Source organism: Draconibacterium sp. IB214405, from assembly GCF_033963885.1.
Taxonomy (GTDB): domain Bacteria; phylum Bacteroidota; class Bacteroidia; order Bacteroidales; family Prolixibacteraceae; genus Draconibacterium.
In genome coordinates this window covers 57,293-77,690 of record NZ_JAXBMA010000002.1, presented here as the reverse complement: position 1 = coordinate 77,690, position 20,398 = coordinate 57,293, and the positions used below count along the sequence as shown (strand labels likewise).

General features: G+C 41.5%; 15 protein-coding genes. 3 read left to right on the top strand and 12 right to left on the bottom strand.

Annotated features, from left to right (window positions below; genetic code table 11):
- Positions 1-7: 7 nt before the first annotated feature.
- From SLH46_RS06855 to SLH46_RS06835, 5 genes are all read right to left on the bottom strand, one after another.
- Entirely contained in the window at positions 8-1,969 is a 1,962-nt protein-coding gene (locus SLH46_RS06855; RefSeq protein ID WP_320280425.1) for an SDR family NAD(P)-dependent oxidoreductase, read from the bottom strand.
- Positions 1,970-2,072: 103 nt separating this feature from the next.
- Positions 2,073-3,290: a PHP domain-containing protein gene (locus SLH46_RS06850; protein ID WP_320280424.1), complete on the bottom strand. Its 1,218-nt coding sequence runs from the start codon at positions 3,288-3,290 to the stop codon at positions 2,073-2,075.
- A 96-nt stretch (positions 3,291-3,386) separates the two neighbouring features.
- Entirely contained in the window at positions 3,387-5,855 is a 2,469-nt protein-coding gene (locus tag SLH46_RS06845; protein ID WP_320280423.1) for an alpha-ketoacid dehydrogenase subunit alpha/beta, read from the bottom strand.
- Positions 5,856-5,908: 53 nt separating this feature from the next.
- A complete protein-coding gene (gene lpdA, locus SLH46_RS06840; protein ID WP_320280422.1) occupies positions 5,909-7,270 on the bottom strand; it encodes a dihydrolipoyl dehydrogenase in 1,362 nt (453 codons plus the stop codon).
- A gap of 7 nt (positions 7,271-7,277) precedes the next feature.
- Entirely contained in the window at positions 7,278-8,591 is a 1,314-nt protein-coding gene (locus SLH46_RS06835) for a dihydrolipoamide acetyltransferase family protein (protein WP_320280421.1), read from the bottom strand.
- Between the two features lie 194 nt (positions 8,592-8,785).
- Between SLH46_RS06835 and SLH46_RS06830 the strand changes: the two genes are divergently transcribed.
- A complete protein-coding gene (locus tag SLH46_RS06830; RefSeq protein ID WP_320280420.1) occupies positions 8,786-9,505 on the top strand; it encodes a GntR family transcriptional regulator in 720 nt (239 codons plus the stop codon).
- 292 nt (positions 9,506-9,797) lie between these two features.
- On the opposite strand, the gene SLH46_RS06825 is transcribed toward SLH46_RS06830, so the two are convergent.
- The 4 genes from SLH46_RS06825 to rhaT form a co-directional block, all read right to left on the bottom strand.
- The gene (locus tag SLH46_RS06825) at positions 9,798-11,093 is read right to left on the bottom strand and encodes a class II aldolase/adducin family protein (RefSeq protein ID WP_320280419.1); all 1,296 of its coding nucleotides are present in this window, start codon (positions 11,091-11,093) and stop codon (positions 9,798-9,800) included.
- 47 nt (positions 11,094-11,140) lie between these two features.
- Positions 11,141-12,502, bottom strand: a complete 1,362-nt coding sequence (locus SLH46_RS06820) for an FGGY-family carbohydrate kinase (protein WP_320280418.1) — start codon at positions 12,500-12,502, stop codon at positions 11,141-11,143.
- Between the two features lie 86 nt (positions 12,503-12,588).
- On the bottom strand, positions 12,589-13,848 hold the full coding sequence (locus tag SLH46_RS06815) for an L-rhamnose isomerase (protein WP_320280417.1): 1,260 nt from the start codon (positions 13,846-13,848) through the stop codon (positions 12,589-12,591).
- 64 nt (positions 13,849-13,912) lie between these two features.
- Positions 13,913-14,941: an L-rhamnose/proton symporter RhaT gene (rhaT, locus tag SLH46_RS06810; protein ID WP_320280416.1), complete on the bottom strand. Its 1,029-nt coding sequence runs from the start codon at positions 14,939-14,941 to the stop codon at positions 13,913-13,915.
- Positions 14,942-14,990: 49 nt separating this feature from the next.
- Between rhaT and SLH46_RS06805 the strand changes: the two genes are divergently transcribed.
- The gene (locus tag SLH46_RS06805) at positions 14,991-15,941 is read left to right on the top strand and encodes an AraC family transcriptional regulator (protein ID WP_320280415.1); all 951 of its coding nucleotides are present in this window, start codon (positions 14,991-14,993) and stop codon (positions 15,939-15,941) included.
- Positions 15,942-15,957: 16 nt separating this feature from the next.
- On the opposite strand, the gene SLH46_RS06800 is transcribed toward SLH46_RS06805, so the two are convergent.
- Together SLH46_RS06800 and SLH46_RS06795 are read right to left on the bottom strand one after the other, a co-directional pair.
- Positions 15,958-16,851, bottom strand: coding sequence for a carbohydrate kinase family protein (locus SLH46_RS06800; RefSeq protein ID WP_320280414.1), 894 nt, complete (start codon positions 16,849-16,851; stop codon positions 15,958-15,960).
- A gap of 30 nt (positions 16,852-16,881) precedes the next feature.
- Positions 16,882-18,219 (bottom strand): sugar porter family MFS transporter, encoded by a 1,338-nt coding sequence (locus SLH46_RS06795; protein WP_320280413.1) that lies wholly within the window; start codon positions 18,217-18,219, stop codon positions 16,882-16,884.
- A 189-nt stretch (positions 18,220-18,408) separates the two neighbouring features.
- Here SLH46_RS06795 and SLH46_RS06790 point away from each other — a divergent pair, with 189 nt between their 5' ends.
- On the top strand, positions 18,409-19,161 hold the full coding sequence (locus SLH46_RS06790) for an NUDIX hydrolase (RefSeq protein WP_320280412.1): 753 nt from the start codon (positions 18,409-18,411) through the stop codon (positions 19,159-19,161).
- A gap of 521 nt (positions 19,162-19,682) precedes the next feature.
- On the opposite strand, the gene SLH46_RS06785 is transcribed toward SLH46_RS06790, so the two are convergent.
- A complete protein-coding gene (locus SLH46_RS06785; protein WP_320280411.1) occupies positions 19,683-20,393 on the bottom strand; it encodes a hypothetical protein in 711 nt (236 codons plus the stop codon).
- Between the last annotated feature and the right edge of the window lie 5 nt (positions 20,394-20,398).

Here is a 20,398-nt window from a genome sequence, read left to right as displayed (position 1 = left end):
GGGAATTCTAGTGAAGCATAGATTGCCCACCCGAAATTGGCAGCGCTTGTCCAGTTTCATTCTCCTGATCGATCAGGTATAAAATTCCTTTCACTACATCTTTTGGCGAACATCCTTTTCCTAGTGGTACCTGATCTAAATAAAACTTCTTCACATCGTCGATTGTTTTTGCTCCCGGCACTTTTCCGGCATTCAAGTACTGAATAAACAATCCGTTTTCAGGATCGCTCCACAACGGGCCTTCGTAAAAGTTACCCGGACAAACCGAATTCACCTTAATTTTCTCGGGTGCCAGCTCCAGTGCAAACGACTGAGTAAGCCCAATTCCACCGAATTTACCACCGGCATATGCAAAATTCTTCTTACTTCCTTTTAATCCCGATTTTGAGTTGATCTGAATGATATCAGAGTAATAATCCGGCTTAAAAGCATTTTGGAGTTTCAATATTTGCGAAGCTACTTTTGTGCAATAGAAATAAGCGTTGTAGTTTATTTTGGTAACAAACTCGAAATTCTCCGGCGTCATTTCATCCAGACCGCCTGCACGCAACACACCCGCATTGCTTACAAATACATCCAGACCACCAAAAGTAGCAACAGTTTCTTTCATCAAATTGGCCAGGCTATCCATATCGGCCACGTTGGTTTTTACGAAAATCGCCCGGTTATTACCTTTCATTGTAGCCAGTGCGGCAGCCGTTTTATTTCCAACTTCTTCGTTAATATCAGCCACAACAATGTTGGCACCTTCTTCAGTTAAATGGCGGGCAATACCTTCGCCAAATCCCATGGCAGCGCCGGTTACAATAATGGTTTTATTCTGAACGCGGCCAACAGAAGTTCCGGCAGCGATTTTGCGGCGGTAATTCTCCACCTCCCACGTATCGATAAATGCAATTTGTTCAGGTGTCATAAAATGCTGACCACCGAATGATTCGGAATAAGCACTGATCTTCATCGCATCTTCATACACATCAAGAATGGTGTCGCACTGTGCTGCATGATCGCCAACAGCCAACAAGCCAATTCCTTTTAGTAAAATTACTTTTGGTGCAAATCCGTTAGCTGAAATAAAAGCCGCGATCTTTTCTTTGGCCTCTTTTAACAGGTCTTCAACGTTTTCGGTATTTTCAATAAAAACGTATTTCGATTTGCAATAAACGATCAGATCCGGAGTAAATGGCTTGGCCACTTTTTCAAAGGCCGCTGCATCTTTAGCGAATTGTGCAATTACTGCATTATTCCGAAGCTTCAGCGTTTTAATTTCCTCTTCAGAAACCATCATTCGGATGGCAGGAACAAATTCTGCAACATCATCGCGAATTGGAAGAGTTTCAACTGAAAGTTCCTCTTTCAAAGCACCATTAAGTTTTGCAAATACATCGTTGTATATCGTCTCAATTTCATCGATTGAATCGGCTGCCACAAAAATTCCGTGGTTTTGCAAAAAGATGATCTGTGCAGCATTACCTTTTTCAGCTTTGAATTTGGACAATTGCTTTTCAACCTCTTTAAACAGCACATAACCCGGGTCGATATACGGAATATAAACCACCTGGTCGCCAAACAATTCGTCGAGGTATTTTTCCACTTCATTGCCGCACATCAAACCATTTACTTTTGTTGGATGCAGGTGCACCACATAAGCATAATCGATAACATCGTGCATTGATGTTTCCACCGACGGACGGCGATCTTTTGTGATGGTAGCTTCCATCAAATCGTCTTTAATCTGGCGTTCGCGCTCAAACGAATCTGAGCTGTATGTTTTCTCTGAGATCAGCCCAAGTTTTTTACGATCGAGCTTTGCAAAACCTTCCTCGGTAATCGTTGCAAGCGCATGACCACTGGCTTTCACCCAAATATTTTCGTCGTTTTTATAAGAAGTGTTTCCACCTCCGGCAATAACCATCTCCGGATTTTTGCCATAGAATTGCGATATCTTAATAAGATTTTCTAATCCTTCCATTTTTTCTTTTTCGCTTTGAATTTTGCTCGCAGATTTCGCGGAGCAGCGCAGATTTTCTTCTTCTATTTCTCTGCGAATATCTGCGCTATCTGCGTGAAATTTTTTATGCGATCATTTCTTTTATAACCGCGTTTCCAAGAGTAATAAGGTCGGCTACCGAACGTTCGGTACGATTGCCGTTTGACAAAACAAATCCCTCTTCCCCATTGGTTTTTAAGTATTGATGAGCAGCAATCACACAAGCTCCGTCGTACGATACTTTTTGCAGGTCTTCAGGTAACTCATGCTCGCCATCAACCTTCACTTCAAGTGGGAAAACCCCAGGAGTATTGTGCTCCGACCCCAGTGAAATCACATAACCTTTACGGCTAAAATACTTTATAAATTCTCGTAATTTCTCTACCGAATTACGCGATGGGATCAGCTCGAGCATATGCACATTCATAGCCTTCAGTTGCTCATCCATATATTCCCAGTCGCTTTCGAAACCGGTAATCAGGTTTCCTTTTCTGTCATCGAGAAGGACCGGATAACAAGGAATACCACCGGCATCCAATATATATTCGCTTATGCGTTCAACAGCCGGGAACGATGCTGGCGATTCAGGTACAAAGGCTGAACCACCGGCTTTCAAAAGTTTTCCCCGGATTTCGTTTTCAATTGCTGGAATATCCTCTGGATTTGATTTTGGCTCCACATCAAAAAGTTCGGTGTAGAACATCATTTTACCCGATTTTTTCGGATAATTCTCTTCCACCAAAATACGAATGGCTTTTGCAATGTGTCTTTCGCGCACCAGTTCTTTTGCATATTTCGATTTTACATCTTCGTATGTGAGACTCAAATCCGGATAGATCGATTGCAAAAGATAGTTTACCTTTTCAATCATTTGCGCCACCTGTTTCTGGCTTTCAGCAAAAAGCTCTTTCAAAAACTGCGCGTTTTCTTCCGAAACCCGGTATGGATAATTCAACCCCTTACCACTGAAATAAATACGTCCCGGATTATTTGGATCATTGATGGTTACATTGCGACGTTGCAGTTCCGGAATCAAACCTATAAACTCAACATTAAACAATGGAAATACGCCGTTTTTTACTGCGTAATTATAGAATTCGTTATATCCGTCAGAAACAAAAAAGTCGTTAATCCCCAATACATCAACCTCTTCATCTTTTGCCAGATCAAAAATCTGCGCAATGTTGTCGAAAGAGCTGAATGAGTACGGCGTATGGATGTGACCGTTAACATGTGGAATGCTAACATCGCCTCCAATTCGCATTAATGTTTCAATATCCGGGTATTCTTTTAGAAAATTCATATTAGTTATTAGTTATTGGTTTAAAAGCAGGTGTGAATATAAAAAATCCTTTCCTACCAAAACTTATCCACACCATGCTTTTTAAACTAACCAAGATTATATACCTAACTTATTTCTACGGATTTGCTCGGCATTTGTATAGTTGTTTTTCACAACGTGACCTTTCAGCGGAACGATCTTCTCGTGAATCGCATCCAGGAACCAATCAACCTGTGGGAAGAAATATTCTTCAAGTTCGTAAGCAGGAGTGATCCAGTTACGCGAACCAACAACTACCGGAGGTGCATCCAACTCGTCGAATGCCAGTTCTGTAATATTTCGTGCCATATCATTCAGGAATGAACCGCGTGAGTTAGCATCGCCGGAAATGATAATTCTTCCGGTCTTTTTAACCGACTCCAATACTTTTTCGTAGTTGAACGGAACAATTGAACGGGCATCGATAACTTCAGCTTCCATTCCGTATTCTTCTTTCAGTTTATCGGCAGCTTCAAGCGCGCGGTACAATGTTGCTCCAATTGTAAGAATTGTAATGTCTTTTCCTTCTCGTTTTACATCCGGTTCGCCAAATGGAATTTCGTAATATTCTTCCGGCACACCACCTTCGTGGAATTGCTCACCAATGTCGTAAATACGCTGGCTTTCGAAGAAAATAACAGGATCAGTTCCCTGCAGTGCAGTGTTCATCAATCCTTTTGCATCGTATGGAGTTACCGGGAATACTACTTTCAATCCCGGAATGTGTGCAACCAATGAAGTCCAGTCTTGCGAGTGCTGTGCACCGTATTTCGATCCAACAGAAACGCGAACAACAACCGGCATTTTAATTACGTTACCCGACATTGCCTGCCACTTCGGCATCTGGTTGAACACCTCGTCACCACAACGTCCAAGGAAATCGCAATACATAATTTCAGGAATAACGCGTCCACCACACATGGCATAACCAATGGCTGTACCAATAATCGACGCCTCAGAAATTGGCGAGTTAAACAAACGGTTGTATGGTAAAGCTTCAGTCAAACCACGGTAAACGGCAAAAGCACCACCCCAATCGCGGTTTTCTTCACCGTAAGCTACCAAGGTTGGGTCTTTGTAAAAACGATCAACAACAGCTTCAAAAATACCGTCGCGCAACTGATATTGTTTAATTTTTGAGAATGGTTTTCCGTTCGCGTCAAAAGCAAAACGTTCTTTTTTAGAAAGCTGTTTTACTCGTGGATTTTCTTCCATCGGGTGATTCACCTCAACTTCACGGTCTTCCATTTTATCCAAACTCTCGTTCGAGAACATCATTTCACCGATCAGTTCAGGATATTTTTCCATATCCATGTGAGGAGAAACTTTTTCATCAATTGCCAGTTTCATCGCGTATTTCATCAACTCAACGATGTCGGCTTTAATATCTTCAAGCTCTGCTTCTTTAGCAACACCGGCTCCAACCAGCTCGCTTGCATACGAAACGATACAATCCTGTTGTTCCCATGCTTCCACTTCCTCTTTGCTACGGTACGACGAAGCATCAGAAGGCGAGTGACCACTGTAACGGTAAGTTAAAACGTCGAGCAGAACCGGACCTTTTTTGTCTTTCAGCAGTTCCATTTTACGTTTGTACGCATCGATAACTGCCAGTGGATTGTAACCATCAACACGCTCGGCGTGCATGCTGTCGCGGTTTACACCGGCACCAATACGAGCGGCAATGTCGTAACCCATAGTTTCACCACAGGTTTGTCCACCCATTCCGTACTGGTTGTTCATGATATTGAAAATGATTGGCAGACCACCTTTGTAGGCGCCTTCCCAAAGCTGCTCAAACTGGTCCATCGATGCAAAAGCGAGACCTTCCCAAACAGGACCGCAAGCCATTGAAGCATCACCAATGTTGGCAACTACAATACCATCTTTTTTATTTACTTTTTTGAACAATGCAGCACCCACAGCGATATCGCCCGAACCTCCAACAATAGCGTTATTCGGATACACTCCAAACGGTGTAAAGAAAGCATGCATCGATCCACCTAAACCTTTATTGAAACCTGTTTCGCGGGCAAAAATCTCGGCCAGTGTTCCGTAAATTAGGAAACGACGTGCCAACGATTTTACGTTGCCTTCGTGACCTTCTTTTACAATATTCAGAATTGTACCATCGAAGAAGTTGGTCATTACATCCATCAATTCGTCGTCGCTCATTTTGTGAATAGCCGACATACCTTTGGCTAAAATCTCGCCGTGAGAACGGTGCGAACCAAAAATAAAATCCTCAACTCCCAGGTGATACGCCATACCAACTGCAGCCGATTCCTGTCCGATGGACAAGTGAGCAGGTCCGGGATGGTTGTACTCGATTCCTTCGTACTCTCCTTTGATTTTAATGAGATTCAACATGGTTTCAAACTCACGAATCAGCGACATATCATGGAAGATATTGATGAATTCTTCGTTAGAAAAGTTAGCTTTTTCCTCTTCAATACTTTTGTTGTATTGATTTACAGGTATTTCTTTGAATTGAATTGAACCAGGTTTTCTTACTTCAACCGGATCAATAAATTGCGACTTAGGCATAATATTTTGTTTTATTAATTTTTACTTGTTTTTCTTCTTTGTCAGTCCGGTGTTTAATGACCAAAACTGAATACAGTTTCTTTAAATATCTCCGAAACGGTTGGATGTGGGAATACCACTTCTTCCATTTCTTTCAGTGTCATTTCTGCTTCAATGGCCATGCAAGCTCCGTAGATCATTTCACTCGATGGATTTCCGATCATGTGAACACCCAGCACTTCGCCATATTTTGCACCAACCAATACTTTGCACGATCCGCTGCCACCTTCGTTTTCGGCAACAAATCGTCCGGCGTAAGCCATTGGCAGTTCGGCAATTTTATAGTCGATTCCTTTTGCTTTTGCAGTTTCTTCGGTCAATCCAACACCCGAAATTTCAGGATTGGTGTAAACCACACCTGGAATGGCATTGTAGCGCATTTTATCCGGACGACCTGAAAGGTTGTTTACAACCACTTCGCCTTCGCGACTGGCAGTGTGTGCCAACAATGAGAATCCCGTTACATCGCCGGCTGCATAAACATTAGGAATGTTTGTACGCATTTTTTCATCGACTTTTATTCCGCCTTTGAATAATTCAACGCCCAGATTTTCCAAACCAAAACCAGTAGTTACCGGCTTGCGGCCAACGCTCATCAATATTTTATCACCTTCGATCTCTGTTGTTTTACCGTCTTTTTCGTAAGTAACTTTTGTTCCGTCAACTTTGGTAACTTTTGACGACAAATTGAACTCGATGCCTTTTTTTGCGTACATCTGACGCAACATGGCACTTTGTCCTTTGTCCATGCCGGTCAGAATTTCATCCAGCATTTCAACAATGGTAACTTTTGTACCGAGGCTGTTAAAAAAACTGGCGAACTCCATGCCGATAACACCTCCACCAATGATCACCAGTGATTTTGGCTGCTCTTTCAGTTGCAAAATCTCGCGGTTGGTAAGAATGTTTTCATTGCCCTGTACTCCAGGAATTGGTGGAACAAAAGCTTCAGAGCCGGTACAAATCATCAGGTTGGTAGCAGTATAAGCGTTACCACCTGCTTCGATCTCAATACCTTCGGCACTTCTCTGTTGTATCATTGCTGCATCGTTGACAACATCCACTTTAAACTGCTTCATTTTCATGCCAACGCCACCAACCAGTTTCTTCACCACTTTATTCTTACGGGCCATCATTTTATCGAAACTAAACGAAAGATCGTTGGCCTCCACACCGTATTTACTTCCGCTTTTTGCACTATCGTAAATTTTGGCACCGTAAAGCAATGTTTTTGTAGGAATACAACCTTCGTTCAAACAAACACCGCCCAGTTCTTTCTTCTCGAAAAGAACCACTTTCAGTCCCTTTGCTCCGGCTCTTTCAGCGGCAACATATCCGCCCGGTCCGGCACCTATTATTGCTAAATCGTACTTCATTTCGGTATTAATAGTCAAAGGTTAAGTTTTCAATTTCAATAGCTACCTGCTTCACAAAACGTGTTGCCATTCCGCCATCCAGCGCCTGGTGATCGTAAGTCAAACTCAAGCCCATATATGGCACAAATCCGTATACTCCGTCGCCTATATCTTTTGGTCGCGGAACAATTGTATTTACACCTAAAATAGCAACCTGTGGAAGGTTGATAACCGGCGTAAACATCTCAACACCGTAGTTTCCAAGGTTCGAAACCGTGAATGATGCAGCTTCAGATGAAAGCAGTTCAGGATCGATACTTCCGGTACGACAAGCATCGGCAACTTCTTTAAACTGGTTACACAAACCGGTAATAGAAAGGTCGTCTGCATTTTTAATTACAGGAACCATCAATCCGCGGTCAGTATCAACAGCCAAACCTAAATGTACTTTATTGAAGTATTTTACGCTATCGCCAAGGAAATGTGCATTTACATCAGGGAATTGTTTTAGCGCTTTGATAACGGCAAAACAAACCATATCGTTCAATGTGATATTTGGAGCACCTTCTTTGGCTTTAACTTCTTTACGTAGCGCAAGTAATCTTCTGGCATCGGCACCTAAATGGTGTGTCAACTGTGCCGAATTTTGCAACGACTGGTGCATTGCTTTTGCAATCAACTTGCGAATATGAGGCATTTTCTTAATCTCGAAATCATCTGCATAAACCGGATTTGTTCCAAGATCAGAAGCTTTTACAGTTCCAGCCAATCCACTGCCGGCACCTGTTGCTTCAAGACCTTCAGCTTTGGCAACTTCTTTAGCCAGTGGCGACATTTTCGGCTGCGATGCTTCATAAGCTTTAACATCACGCTCGATTACACGTCCTCCGGGACCTGAACCTTCAATCGATTCGTAAGGAACTGCGTCTTTTTCAGCCAAATTTTTCGCACGTGGGGAAATTTTCACTTTTTCACCTTCGGCCTTTTCTTTCAGAACAACCTTAACTTCTTCTTTTTCCTCAGCAGGTTTTTCTTCCACTTCTTCTTTTACTTCAGCATCTGCTGCAGGTGCGGTTCCGGCAGAAAACTCATCGATGTTTTCGCCCGGCTGGCCAATTACGCCAATAGTTTGCAAAACAGGAACCTCATCTCCTTCTTCGCAAAACACAGCAAGTAAAACGCCATCTTCCTCAGCTTCCTGCTCGAATGATGCTTTATCAGTTTCATAAGCAAAGAGCGCTTCGCCCTTTTTAACTTCCTCTCCCACTTCTTTCGTCCATTCGGTAAAGATGCAGGATTCAACAGATTGCCCCTGTCGAGGCATTATTATTGGTGTAGCCATAGATTTTATATTTTCAGACAAACATAAATGACTCAACTTGTATTTACAAGTTAATTCACATATTTATCCCAAAACCCTAATTTACAACCTTTTCAACATATTTACAAGTAACTTGTAAATACATTTATTTAATTTTGTGTTTACATCTAAAGAGAAAATCGCTTATATTTGTTACTCGAGAAAAAAGAATCATTATGCGTCTGAACAAAAATTTACCGCAATACAAAGTTGTTTACGAAATCATTCGCAAACACATTTCAGATGGTGTATACCTAAAAGGAGATATTCTCCCATCAGAAAACGAACTTTGTGCGGTACATCAGACGACCCGTCCTACGATACGAAAAGCACTCGACCGCTTGGTTCACGAGGGCTACATTAAAAAGAAACAGGGAAAAGGAAGTATTGTAATGGGCGTTCCGCAGGGTGTTGGGATTTTGTCTCTCTCAGGAACGACCAGCGCTGTAGGTCAGGAAAACCTGATAACGGAGATAATTGTAAAACCGGAAATCCGGCAGTGGGACACTACAAATCTGGCATATCCATTACTAAATGACGAGGAAGAGTTTGGTTGTATCTATTTCGAGCGACTGCGCATTATGAACAAGCAACCCGTTTTTTACGACATTACCATGATGCCCAACATCAACCTGCGCCGGTTTATCAGCCGCAACCTCGAGAACAAATCACTCTTTAATATTTTGCGCACGATGTACGACATTGAAGTTACCGGTGGCGAGCAGCGTTTAATGGCCATTCTTGCCGACAAGAAAATCCAGGAATACCTAAATGTAAAAGAAGGTCATCCGATACTTCACATTAACCGCAAACTGGAAACCAGCCGCGAGGGCTTTTTCCTATACAGTCAGGTATATTGCAACAGTGAGAAGTATGCTATTTTTGGAACGTTTTAAGAATCAACAACACATAAAATTTTCATTATTCCGAGATTTACGAACTGATTAAAAGGGAATAATCTTGCAACACTACAGAATAACTTTGACCAGGCTCCCATTTTAAGGGGAGCTCCCGACAGGGTGAGGGGTAAAGAATATAAGATATCAACATTACCCTTTTGTCTATCGACATTTTCCCTTACAAAGGGAAAACAACTCACAAGCTAAGTTGGATAAAAATTGGATGGTACGAGCAAATGCTTATAAGATAAAAAAGGGCCACAAGTGCAGCCCTTTTCATTTCATATAATTACGATAAAAATTTCTTCCGTAAATCTTCAATCTGTTCCTGATTGATCGGAACCAGTTTACCTAATGAAGCTCCCATTGTCAATGATTTGGCACTAAACTCGGCAACTTCAAGTTTGTCGAAAGTTCCCAGTAATTTGTCGCCGGTTACCAATACAGAATCGTTATTAATGATTACTGCAGGTGTATTTTCTCCCAAGGTATTCAAAATGGTTTCTTCGCCGGCAAAATGCGATCCGAACGGTACATTTGGAATGTCCTGCAGGAAGATCCAACTCTCAGGAATCGTACGTACATCGATTTTCTCTCCTGTTACACTGTATGCCATCAAATAAGGCGTTTGTGTAAGAATAATGGAATTGATATGCGGAAAACGTTTGTAAATCTCCTGATGCAGCCAGGTTGAACGACTCGGAATTTTTCCGGGCTCGCGTTTACCGTCTTTAATCTGCACAATGTCCTTCAATTGAATATCCCAACGCACCACATTAGTAGGCGTAATAAGGAAATCATTTCCTTTCCAACGCACCGAAACTGTTCCGTATGAGCTAATCATCATTCCCTGGTCGCAGGCGCGCAAAACAATACGTTGTATCTGCTCACGAATGGCTCGCTCATCAGAAGGATGCTCCACTTTCTTCATCTCCGGCAACAACCGTGGAATCTGGTTTTCAAACGCATCAATCTGCTCATCCGACAAATAATTGGGTTTTCCAATTGTGCTTCCGTTTATCAAAGTCCGGGCACAAAATTCCATGGTCTCGAAACGCTGATAAGCATCACTTAAGTCGCATCCACCAACAACTGTTCCGTGATTTTCCATGATTACAGCGTTCACTCCTTTTGCGAATTCATCGGCAATTACATCACCCAACTCGTTACTTCCGGGCAAAGCGTATGGCGCATAACCAATTGGTCCGCAAACATGTTTCGCCTGCGGAATTACGTTGGTATCAGGAATTTGACGAACAATACTAAACGAAACCAATGCCGGCGGGTGCGCATGAATTACAGCCTTAATCTCCGGACGACATTTGTAAATGGCAATATGAAACGGATACTCCGATGACGGCTTATGTCGCCCCTCGATGCTTCCATCTTTTTTCACACAAATAATATCCGTAGGACGCAGCGTTCCTTTGTCAATAGCCGAAGGTGTTACCCAAACATCCCCATCATCGTCAATTATCGAAATATTACCGCCGGAAGTTGTTGTCAACCCTCCTTTGTAAATCTTGTCGATAATCATGATGATCTGGTCGCGCGGATGCATCCATTTCGTATTCAATTTTCTCATTTTGTATATTTTAAACTGTTAGCTGTCTGTTTGAAAAATGCACTGTTCTATTCCTGAATTCCAAGATCGAGCTTTGCAACATCGGCTTCCGACAAAGTATCGGAAATTACCATTGCGGCTCCGAGAGCACTTGAATTGTCAATTTCTGAAATCAGAACCTTTTTAGCAGGGAAACTTTTTTTCAGCAACTCGATAAAAATCGGATTACGTGCAAAACCACCTGAAATATAAAGAATCTTTGTATCATCAATTTCAGGAACCACAAGATTAATACTTGTTATACAAAGTGCCGTCAGGTCGATCATCAACTTGGTGTATGCTTCTTCGTAATTCGGAAAAACACTCAGGTCAACTACCTTCAATCCTTCGTCAAAACTTTCCTTGCCATTGGAAAAATATACGGAGTCCTCGCCGTATTTGTTTAAAAGTGAATCAACCAATTCCTGATCGTTTTTCACTTTTTTGAATGAGTCTTGCGCAACATTGAAATACTTGGCCAGTTTTTCGGCCCAAACTTCGTGGAAATGCCCCATAAACAAACGCGAAGATTTCACCTGTTCTTTATTGGGCGTTAAGAAACACAAGCAGTCCTGCTCCAACTCGCTTGCAGTTAAAGGCTCTTCGTTGTATGGATTCATGTTTATACACCACGTTCCGGTTGAAACAAGGATAAATTTAGCCGGACTGGCTTTTAAGTATGGCACCAACGATGCCGAACTATCGTGAATACCGGTTCCAACTTTTACTTCTTTTCCCGCTACATCAGCAGAAAAAACTACATCGTTGTTAATAGGTTCCGGTAAAGCAATTTCGTTATCTGGAATCCACTGATGATATTTCATTTGATCGAAATCCCACATAAAGGTATGACAACCGATAGATGTAGGCTCCGATACTATTTCTTTTGATAATGTGTACGATAAATATTGCGGGAAATGTAAAACTGATTTTGCCTTTTCGTAAACCGCTGTTTTCTGGTCTTTCATCCATAAAATCTGGATACCTGAATTCAACAGTAGCCCCAATGCAGGACTGGCAGTTTTTCGGCAAAATTCATTTTTCCCACCGTACTGCTCAAATAGACCCACTGCAATCGTTTCAGGAATTTCCTTTAAATAGTTGTAAACCGGTGTCAGGCGTTGGCCGTTATCATCTAGAAACATTAACGATGCGCCGTAAGTTGAGAAATTCACACCTTTCAAATCGTATTCGTTACCGGTTACAATTTCTTCAAGACTTTTACTGATCCACGACTTTATCAGATCGATGTCGTCGCACTCAAATCCATCATCGTCGGTTATCACCGGAAATTTCTCTTCGTGTTGTTTTACAACTTTGAAGTTACTATCGAATAACAATATTTTTTTGTTGGTTTTTCCTATATCGAAAACAGCTATTACTTCGGTCATTTTTGCAGGTTTTTTAAAACAATCCTCTCCTGCCTAAATCCGTAAAAACGGCAAGGCAGGAGAAGGAAATGAAATTGAGACTAAACTTATCTTTTTAACAATACGTCTTTTTCGTACTGTTGAATTTCACCAATATAATTCATACCGGTTGGAACGCCTTCCTGCAAACAGTAGTAATCCCAAACAGCGCTGAATGGCATAGTTTTTAATTCTTCCAACATGGCCAAACGCTCGAAATTCTGACCGGCTTCCTCAACTGCTACCAAATCTTTTGTTGGCTCAAGAGCAGCAATAAGGAAAGCTTTCATAGCGGCGCGTGTACCGGTTACATAAGCACCAATACGGTTAATCGACGCATCGAAGAAATCCAAACCGATATTTACACGATCAAGGAAATCGTTACGCATAATTTCTGATGCAATCAACTGAACATCCTCGTTCAATGTCACAACGTGGTCAGAGTCCCAACGAACCGGACGAGTCACGTGCAACAGGATTTCGTCGATGAATTGCAGCACAGAAGAAATTTTGTCGCCCACCTGCTCTGTCGGATGGAAGTGACCGTTGTCCAAACAAATTAATTTATTGTTTTTAATGGCATATCCCAGGTAAAAATCGTGTGAACCAACTGTCATCGACTCCACACCGATACCAAATAATTTACTTTCAACCGCGTCCTTCATGTGTTCTGTTGGATACTCGGTTTCCATTGCTTCGTCAAGCGATTTTTTCAGCAATGCACGGTATCCGTTTCTGTCAACCGGAACATCTTTCGATCCGTCCGGAATCCAGGTATTGTGCACACAAGGTGTACCTAGTTGTTTTCCAACTTCAGCAGAAATTGCACGACAACGTTTTACGTGCTCTACCCAAAATTTACGGTTTTCCTCGTTTTTGCTCGACAAAGTAAAACCATCTGCAGCACGGTCGTGAGAGAAACAGGTTGCATTAAAATCCATACCGATTCCCTGTGCTTTACACCAGTCGATCCAGCTTTGAAAATGCTTCACTTCAATCTCATCGCGATCTACTTTTTCACCCTGAAAATCGCCGTAGATAGCATGTAAATTCAATCGTTGTTTACCAGGAAGCAGCGCGAGAACTTTTTCAAGGTCGGCACGCATTTGCTCAATAGTTGTTGCTTTACCAGGGTAGTTTCCTGTAGCCTGAATACCTCCCGAAAGTTCACCATCGGCAGTTTCAAAACCACCAACATCATCGGTCTGCCAGCAGTGCAACGAAATATTTACATCTTTCATTTTTGCAATGGCAGCATCGGTATCAACACCAATAGCAGCGTATTGCTCTTTGGCTATTTCATAAGCCTTTTTAATTAATTCACTCATAATTTTTGTTTTATTGATTTATAATTATTGCGTATAAGTTCTTTTAAATAGAAAGCTCTCGTTTTTAGAAATTGATCACGAAAGTTGAGAAGATCAGAATTGCCAACCCAATGATCAAAACAGTCCAGGTTTTGGCACCAACACCTTTCCATTCTTTCAGGATAATACCCCAAACATTACTGAAAGTTACGTTTAGCGACATCAGAATACTCCACGAGAAAACCATTATTACACTGCCCTCTTCGAAGAAGCTTTTGCCAACTCCAAGTCCGAAGAATTGCGAGTACCACAAACCACCGGCAAGTGCACAAAACAACAGGTTATTGATCAGTACATTTGCAGGAACTGAGATATAATCTTTTATGGTTTTGTTTTTAACATTTTGATACAGACAATAGATAGCGTTGGTAAAAAATCCACCGATCGTTACCAGAAGTGTTGCAGGCAAAGTTACAAACAACGCTTTCGATCCCATTCCGGCAGCAGCATCTGCAATTGGCTGGCCGGCAGCCAAACCCAAACTAAAACAAGCACTCATTACACCGGCAAGCAGTGCAACCAACAATCCTTTTCCCAAGGCAAAATCTTTAATGGCAGCTTTTCGCTCCTCTTCGGTCATGTTTTTGGCACGCAAACTACCTGCATAACCAATAATAGCAATACCTGCAATAGCGATACTCACAGCGATTAACAACACCAATCCTTTTCCGTGAAAAAGATCAGTTCCTTCCATAAGCGCCGGAATAATCGTGCCGAATGCCGAACAGGTACCCAATGCAATTGATTGTCCCAGAGCAATTCCCAGGTAACGCATACTCAATCCGAAAGTCAGACCTCCAACTCCCCAAAGTACACCATAACCGATAGTTTTCCACATGGCGCCATCGCCACTTGTAAGAATTTCTCCTAATGAATGTCCTGCCGGAACAGCAAGTAATGCACCTAATAAAGGAAATACCAGCCAGGCAAAAATGCCCTGCGTTAACCAGAAGCTTTCCCACGACCAATTTTTCACCTTGTTAATTGGTACGTACGAGCTCGATTGCCCAAAACTTCCGATAGCGATAATCGCTAATCCAATTATAAAATTCATAGTCTCAAGTTTGATTGTTTTATTAAAATTATTCTAAGTCTATAAGTTCATGTCAAAAGTAGATGCGTTTTTTTTAGCTATCAATACAGAAATTGGCAAAAAATTTATATTTTTTGGCACAATTTCCATGAAAGAGTATTTTAAATATCTAACAACAAGTGAAGAAGATATAAACTGGGGTTTATATTTAAAAGTGGCAGGTTCGGCACGAATTAAGCCCAACACCCTGTACCCGCCCAAAGAGCATCCTTCGGAGTATTATTTTGAATGGAAAAACGGACGAATATTGCACGAATTTCAACTAAACTACATTACCGAAGGAACCGGAGTATTCGAAAACTCCTACGGAAAATTCCAAATAAAACCGGGAAGTTTAATTATTATCTTTCCGAACGAATGGCACCGCTACCGGCCACTGAAAAAAACCGGCTGGGTTGAAAACTACGTTGGCTTTAATGGACATATAGCCGATCAGCTGCTGAAACACCCCACTTTTTCGTCGCGACAACCGGTAATACAATGCGGGATACGTGAGGATATAATCGACTCGCATTTAAAAATAATCGACCTGGTTGAAAAAGAACGCCCCGGCTATCAGCAAATTGCATCGGGCATGGTGGTAAAACTGCTTGGCTACATCGTTTCTGTTGAGAAACGAAAAGGATTTTCGGGAAAGCAAATTTCGAAGGTTATTGAAGAGGTACGTTTTTTAATGCGACAAAATGCCGACCAGGAATTTGATTTGGAAGAGCTGGCACGTAAGCACAATGTCGGGTATTCGTATTTCCGAAAAATGTTTAAAAAATACACCGGCGTTTCTCCCGGTCAGTATCATTTACAATTGCGCATAATCCGCGCTAAAGAATTACTGATCTCAACCGATAAAAGTATTAAAGAGATCAGTTTGGAGCTTGGCTTTCAAACCATTCATTATTTCAGTTTGATTTTTAAGAAAAAAGTGGGTTTAACGCCAACAGAATTTCGCAAACGCACTAATTAAACAAAACGGCAACCGTCTACGGATTCATAATCCGCTTAATTTCCTCCATATCGTACTTGGGCGTAGCTCCGGCTTTTGATGCGACGAAAGCACCGGTTGCACAGGCAAAAGCAAGCGCTTCCTGTGGTTCTTTCTTTTGCAGGAGTGCCGCTACAATACCCGCTAAAAAAGCATCGCCGGCGCCAACCGTATCAACTGCTGTTACCTTAAACCCCGGATGTTCATAAAAATCACCATCGAAATACAACAATGCACCTTTCTCTCCTTTTGTAACACAAACCATTTGCACTTTGTAATATGCGGCAAACCATTTCACCAATTCCTTTTCAGCGTCAATAGCCTTGTTGTGCCAGCCTGCAAATACAAGTAATTCATCATCGTTTAATTTTATGATGTCGGTTTTTTCGAGCAACAGTTCCACAACATCCTGCTTATCGTATGGTTTTCTGAAATTTACATCAATCAGTTTTACCGCATCGTTTTCCAGTAAAGTCAGTAATGTATTTCGGGTTTCCGGATTTCGTGAAGCCAACGATCCATAAATCATCAATCCCGCCTGTTTTGCTTTTTCCTGCAATGCGTCGGTTAAACAAATATTGTCCCATGCCACAGGCTCGCAAATTTCGTAGCTGGCATTGTTATTCTCATCCAAATGCACCAACACTTCACTGGTAGGCAAATTGGCATCGGATTGAATATAATCTGTAATCACTCCCGAGTTTTCGAGAAACTGTTTCAATTCCTCTCCCAGCTGATCATTTCCGACACTACTGGCGACAGTAACATCCAATCCAATGGCATTTAAGTGCAAGGCCACATTCATTGGCGCTCCACCGGGTTTTGCTCCTGTTGGCAGACGATCCCAAAGCACTTCGCCAATACACAATATCTGCTTACTCTTTATATTCATCTTTATTGTTTTTGATTCTGATATTCAATTTTATTTTTTCTTCATTTCAAGCTGAATTTCTTCCAGGGATTTTCCTTTTGTCTCCGGAAGTACTTTCCATGCAAAAAAGAAATGCAAGACCATCATTACAGCAAAAAAGCCAAAAGCAAATCCTCCTCCCACAATTTCACTCAACGACGGAAACCCCCAAATAAGGGCAGCTGCAAATATCCAATGCGTAAAACTCCCCAGTGCTTGTCCCTGCGAACGTACTTTGTTCGGAAAAATCTCGGAAATAACCACCCAAATAACGGCTCCCTGCGAGAAGGCGAAAAAGGCAATAAAACCCATTAAGTATATCATTACGCCATAACCACCAAAATCAGAAAAGTTATTGGTAAAGAATGATTTTGACAACATCCCCAAGAAAAATACCATTCCGACGGAACCAACCATTAAAAGTGTACGCCGTCCGTACCGGTCGATAAGAAACAAGGCCACGAAAGTAAAAAGCAGGTTAGTGGCCCCCACCGATATCGACTGTAAAAGCGATGCATCATCACCAAATCCGGCCATTTCAAAAACACGGGGCGCATAAATCATCAGTGCGTTTATTCCCGCCAACTGATTAAAGGCCGCAATTAAAATGGCAATCATTATCGGAAAACGATTTGCTTTTACAAACAGTTTCCCGTGCGCAACGGCCTCCTCCTGCTGCACCATTTCTTTCACCATTTGAACTTCAGCCGCCGGATTAGTTGCTTTTATGCGCTGAAATACAGCCAAAGCTTCATCATTTCTATCTTTATTAACCAACCATCTCGGACTCTCAGGAACCAGATTTAACAACAAAAAGAAAGTAGCTGCCGGAATAAATTCTACTCCGATCATCCAGCGCCAGGAATCAATCGCGATGGAACGAGCGAGAAAGTAGTTAATAGCGAAAGCCAGAAACAATGCTGTAACCACAAAAAACTGGTTTAACAGCACCAGTCGTCCCCGCTTTTTGGCCGGCGAAATTTCGGCTATGAACATTGGTGTTACAACAGAAATACTCCCCAAAAGAACTCCGGTAATAAAACGACACGCCAGCAACATGCCCCAGTTTATTGCAAAGGCACTACCCAAAGTAGATAAGGCAAACAAACCGGATAACAGAAGCAGCGATTTTTTACGACCATATTTTTCAGCAGGGCGACCAATAATAATTGTACCAATTATTGTCCCCATAATTGCAATGGCCACCGTAAACCCCAGCCAAAAACTATTCAGATTATAAAGTGATTCCAATTGTTTGGTAGTCCCCGACATCATGGCGATATCGTAACCAAATAAAAAACCACCGAGAGCAATGATAATTGCAACGCCGACTACGCTTTGTTGTTTCATATAGAATTAGTTTAGTTGGTTTAGTTCATTCCAAATTTAACCATTTTCGAAAAACGGTATTAAAAATCAGGCAATAATATCACGTTTAAAATTCAAGTTAATACTACTAACAACTAAGCTTAGTCCCCAATAAACCTTGAGATTCAAAAAAAATAGGTTAATTTGTATTTTTTTTAAAATCATTAAACATTGGCAGCTAATCAACATCTTAAGGTTTCAGAATTACTCGATCATATTTCTCTTGATTGTGTAATTTTTGGATTTCACGATAACGAGTTAAAGGTATTAATGCTTCGGCTAAAAAGCACGAAGGAATATGGCTTACCCGGAGGTTTTGTAAAACACGACGAAACACTGGAACAGGCAGCCGCACGAACACTTAAGGAGCGAACCGGACTTGATAACATTTTTCTAAAACAATTTAAGGTGTTTAGCGATCCGGACAGGGATAAACCGCAAAAACCCAATCCTGAATTTTTAAAAAATGAACCTCCCGAAGTTGTAGCATTCTTTAAAAAGCGTTTTATTTCTGTTGGATATTATGCATTGGTTGAGTTTTCGAAAGTCGATCCTCAACCCGATATACTTTCGGAGTCATGCGAATGGATTAGCCCCTTTGCCGATGTCGAGATGTTTATCGACCACAAAAATATTATTGATAAAGCGCTAACAACACTGCGCATTCAATTAAACCAGCAACCGATAGGATTAAAACTACTCCCACGAAAATTTACCATGCCGCAACTGCAAAAGTTGTACGAAACAATTTTGGGACGTGAACTCGACCGTAGAAATTTTCAGCGAAAGATTCTATCGTACAAAATTCTGAACAAATTAAATGAAAGGAAAACCGGCGGAGCGCATAAGGCACCATTTCTGTACGAATTTAACCGCGAGAGCTATAAACAAGCACTTGAAGATGGATTAAGTGGTGTTTGGTAGCCATTAAAAATCTTTTCTCTACAAAAAGAAATGCCGATAATCTGGGAAACTTATACGACATCAATGTTGCTTTAAGCCTTATCAGGCGGATTTTACTCTTTGGCTTAGCCCAAAGAGTAAACAGAAAAACCAAGGCTGCGCCCGCTTCTCTCGAAAAAACTACGCAGTGCCGTCTAAAATTCCTGAAACTCGTCGTACCTCCTCAAACATCAGTAATTTTTTACGTCGTCACCGCTTGTTTTTCGGTTCACCGGCCGAGGCCAGACTTCGATGTCACTTCTCAATCATGCTAGCTTTCCATAAACGGAACGGCCTCTTTTGGTCTTCGTTCGGAGTTGAAATAAAACCTTAGAGAGACCGGGAAGCTCCGAGTGGGCGAGGAGATCACCCGGTCGAATTTTGGTTTTATGAAAACGGAGGATAAAGACCAAAAGCAGCCTTGACTTTTTTGCATCGTTTTTGTGTCAAGACAAAAATGATGGCCTCCGGCAGGAATATTGAAATAAAAGTTTTAAACCTTTTTACACAAAATGCCTTCGGATAAAAATTCGGGTTACCAACCACAACAAAGCTAAAAAGAACACAGTACCGATGCCTGCAAACAAAACAATCGATAAGTTTTGTGTTGCTCTATCAATGGTCTGAAACACCCAGTGCGTTGGGAAAATGCCAAATAAATTCCTGAATTTTTCGGGAATAAAAAAGGCTGCAATCGGAATCAATACCACCATATTAAAAGCTTTTGCATAAACCATTCCCTGCATGCGATTCTGCACAACTGAATTGATTGCCAAGGCATAAACGGGAACCACCAATGCAGCTAAAAATGAAATCACGATTATGGAAGACACGGACAATTCGCAAATCGATTGAACAGATAACAAAATCACATTTATTAGCACCGTAAACAGATACGGAATTAGAAATCGGGAAAACACATATTCCAATTTGCTCAGCGGCACTACACCATAAACTTTGGCCACCTCCGATTCTTTCTCATCGATAAGCACCATAGTATTTATAAAACAAAACATCTGCGTGTTTTCAATAACACCAACTACCAAAAACAACGACAGATAAGGAAGCAGAAAATCATATTTTTCGATTAATGGTGGCGCTGCCCAAATAATCAGCGCAAACAAAACTACGGGCAAGGCTAAAAATGATTTCAACGATGCATCGCGAAAAATCAACTTAAAATCAGTAAAAGCCAGTTTTAATATCTTCTTCATAGATC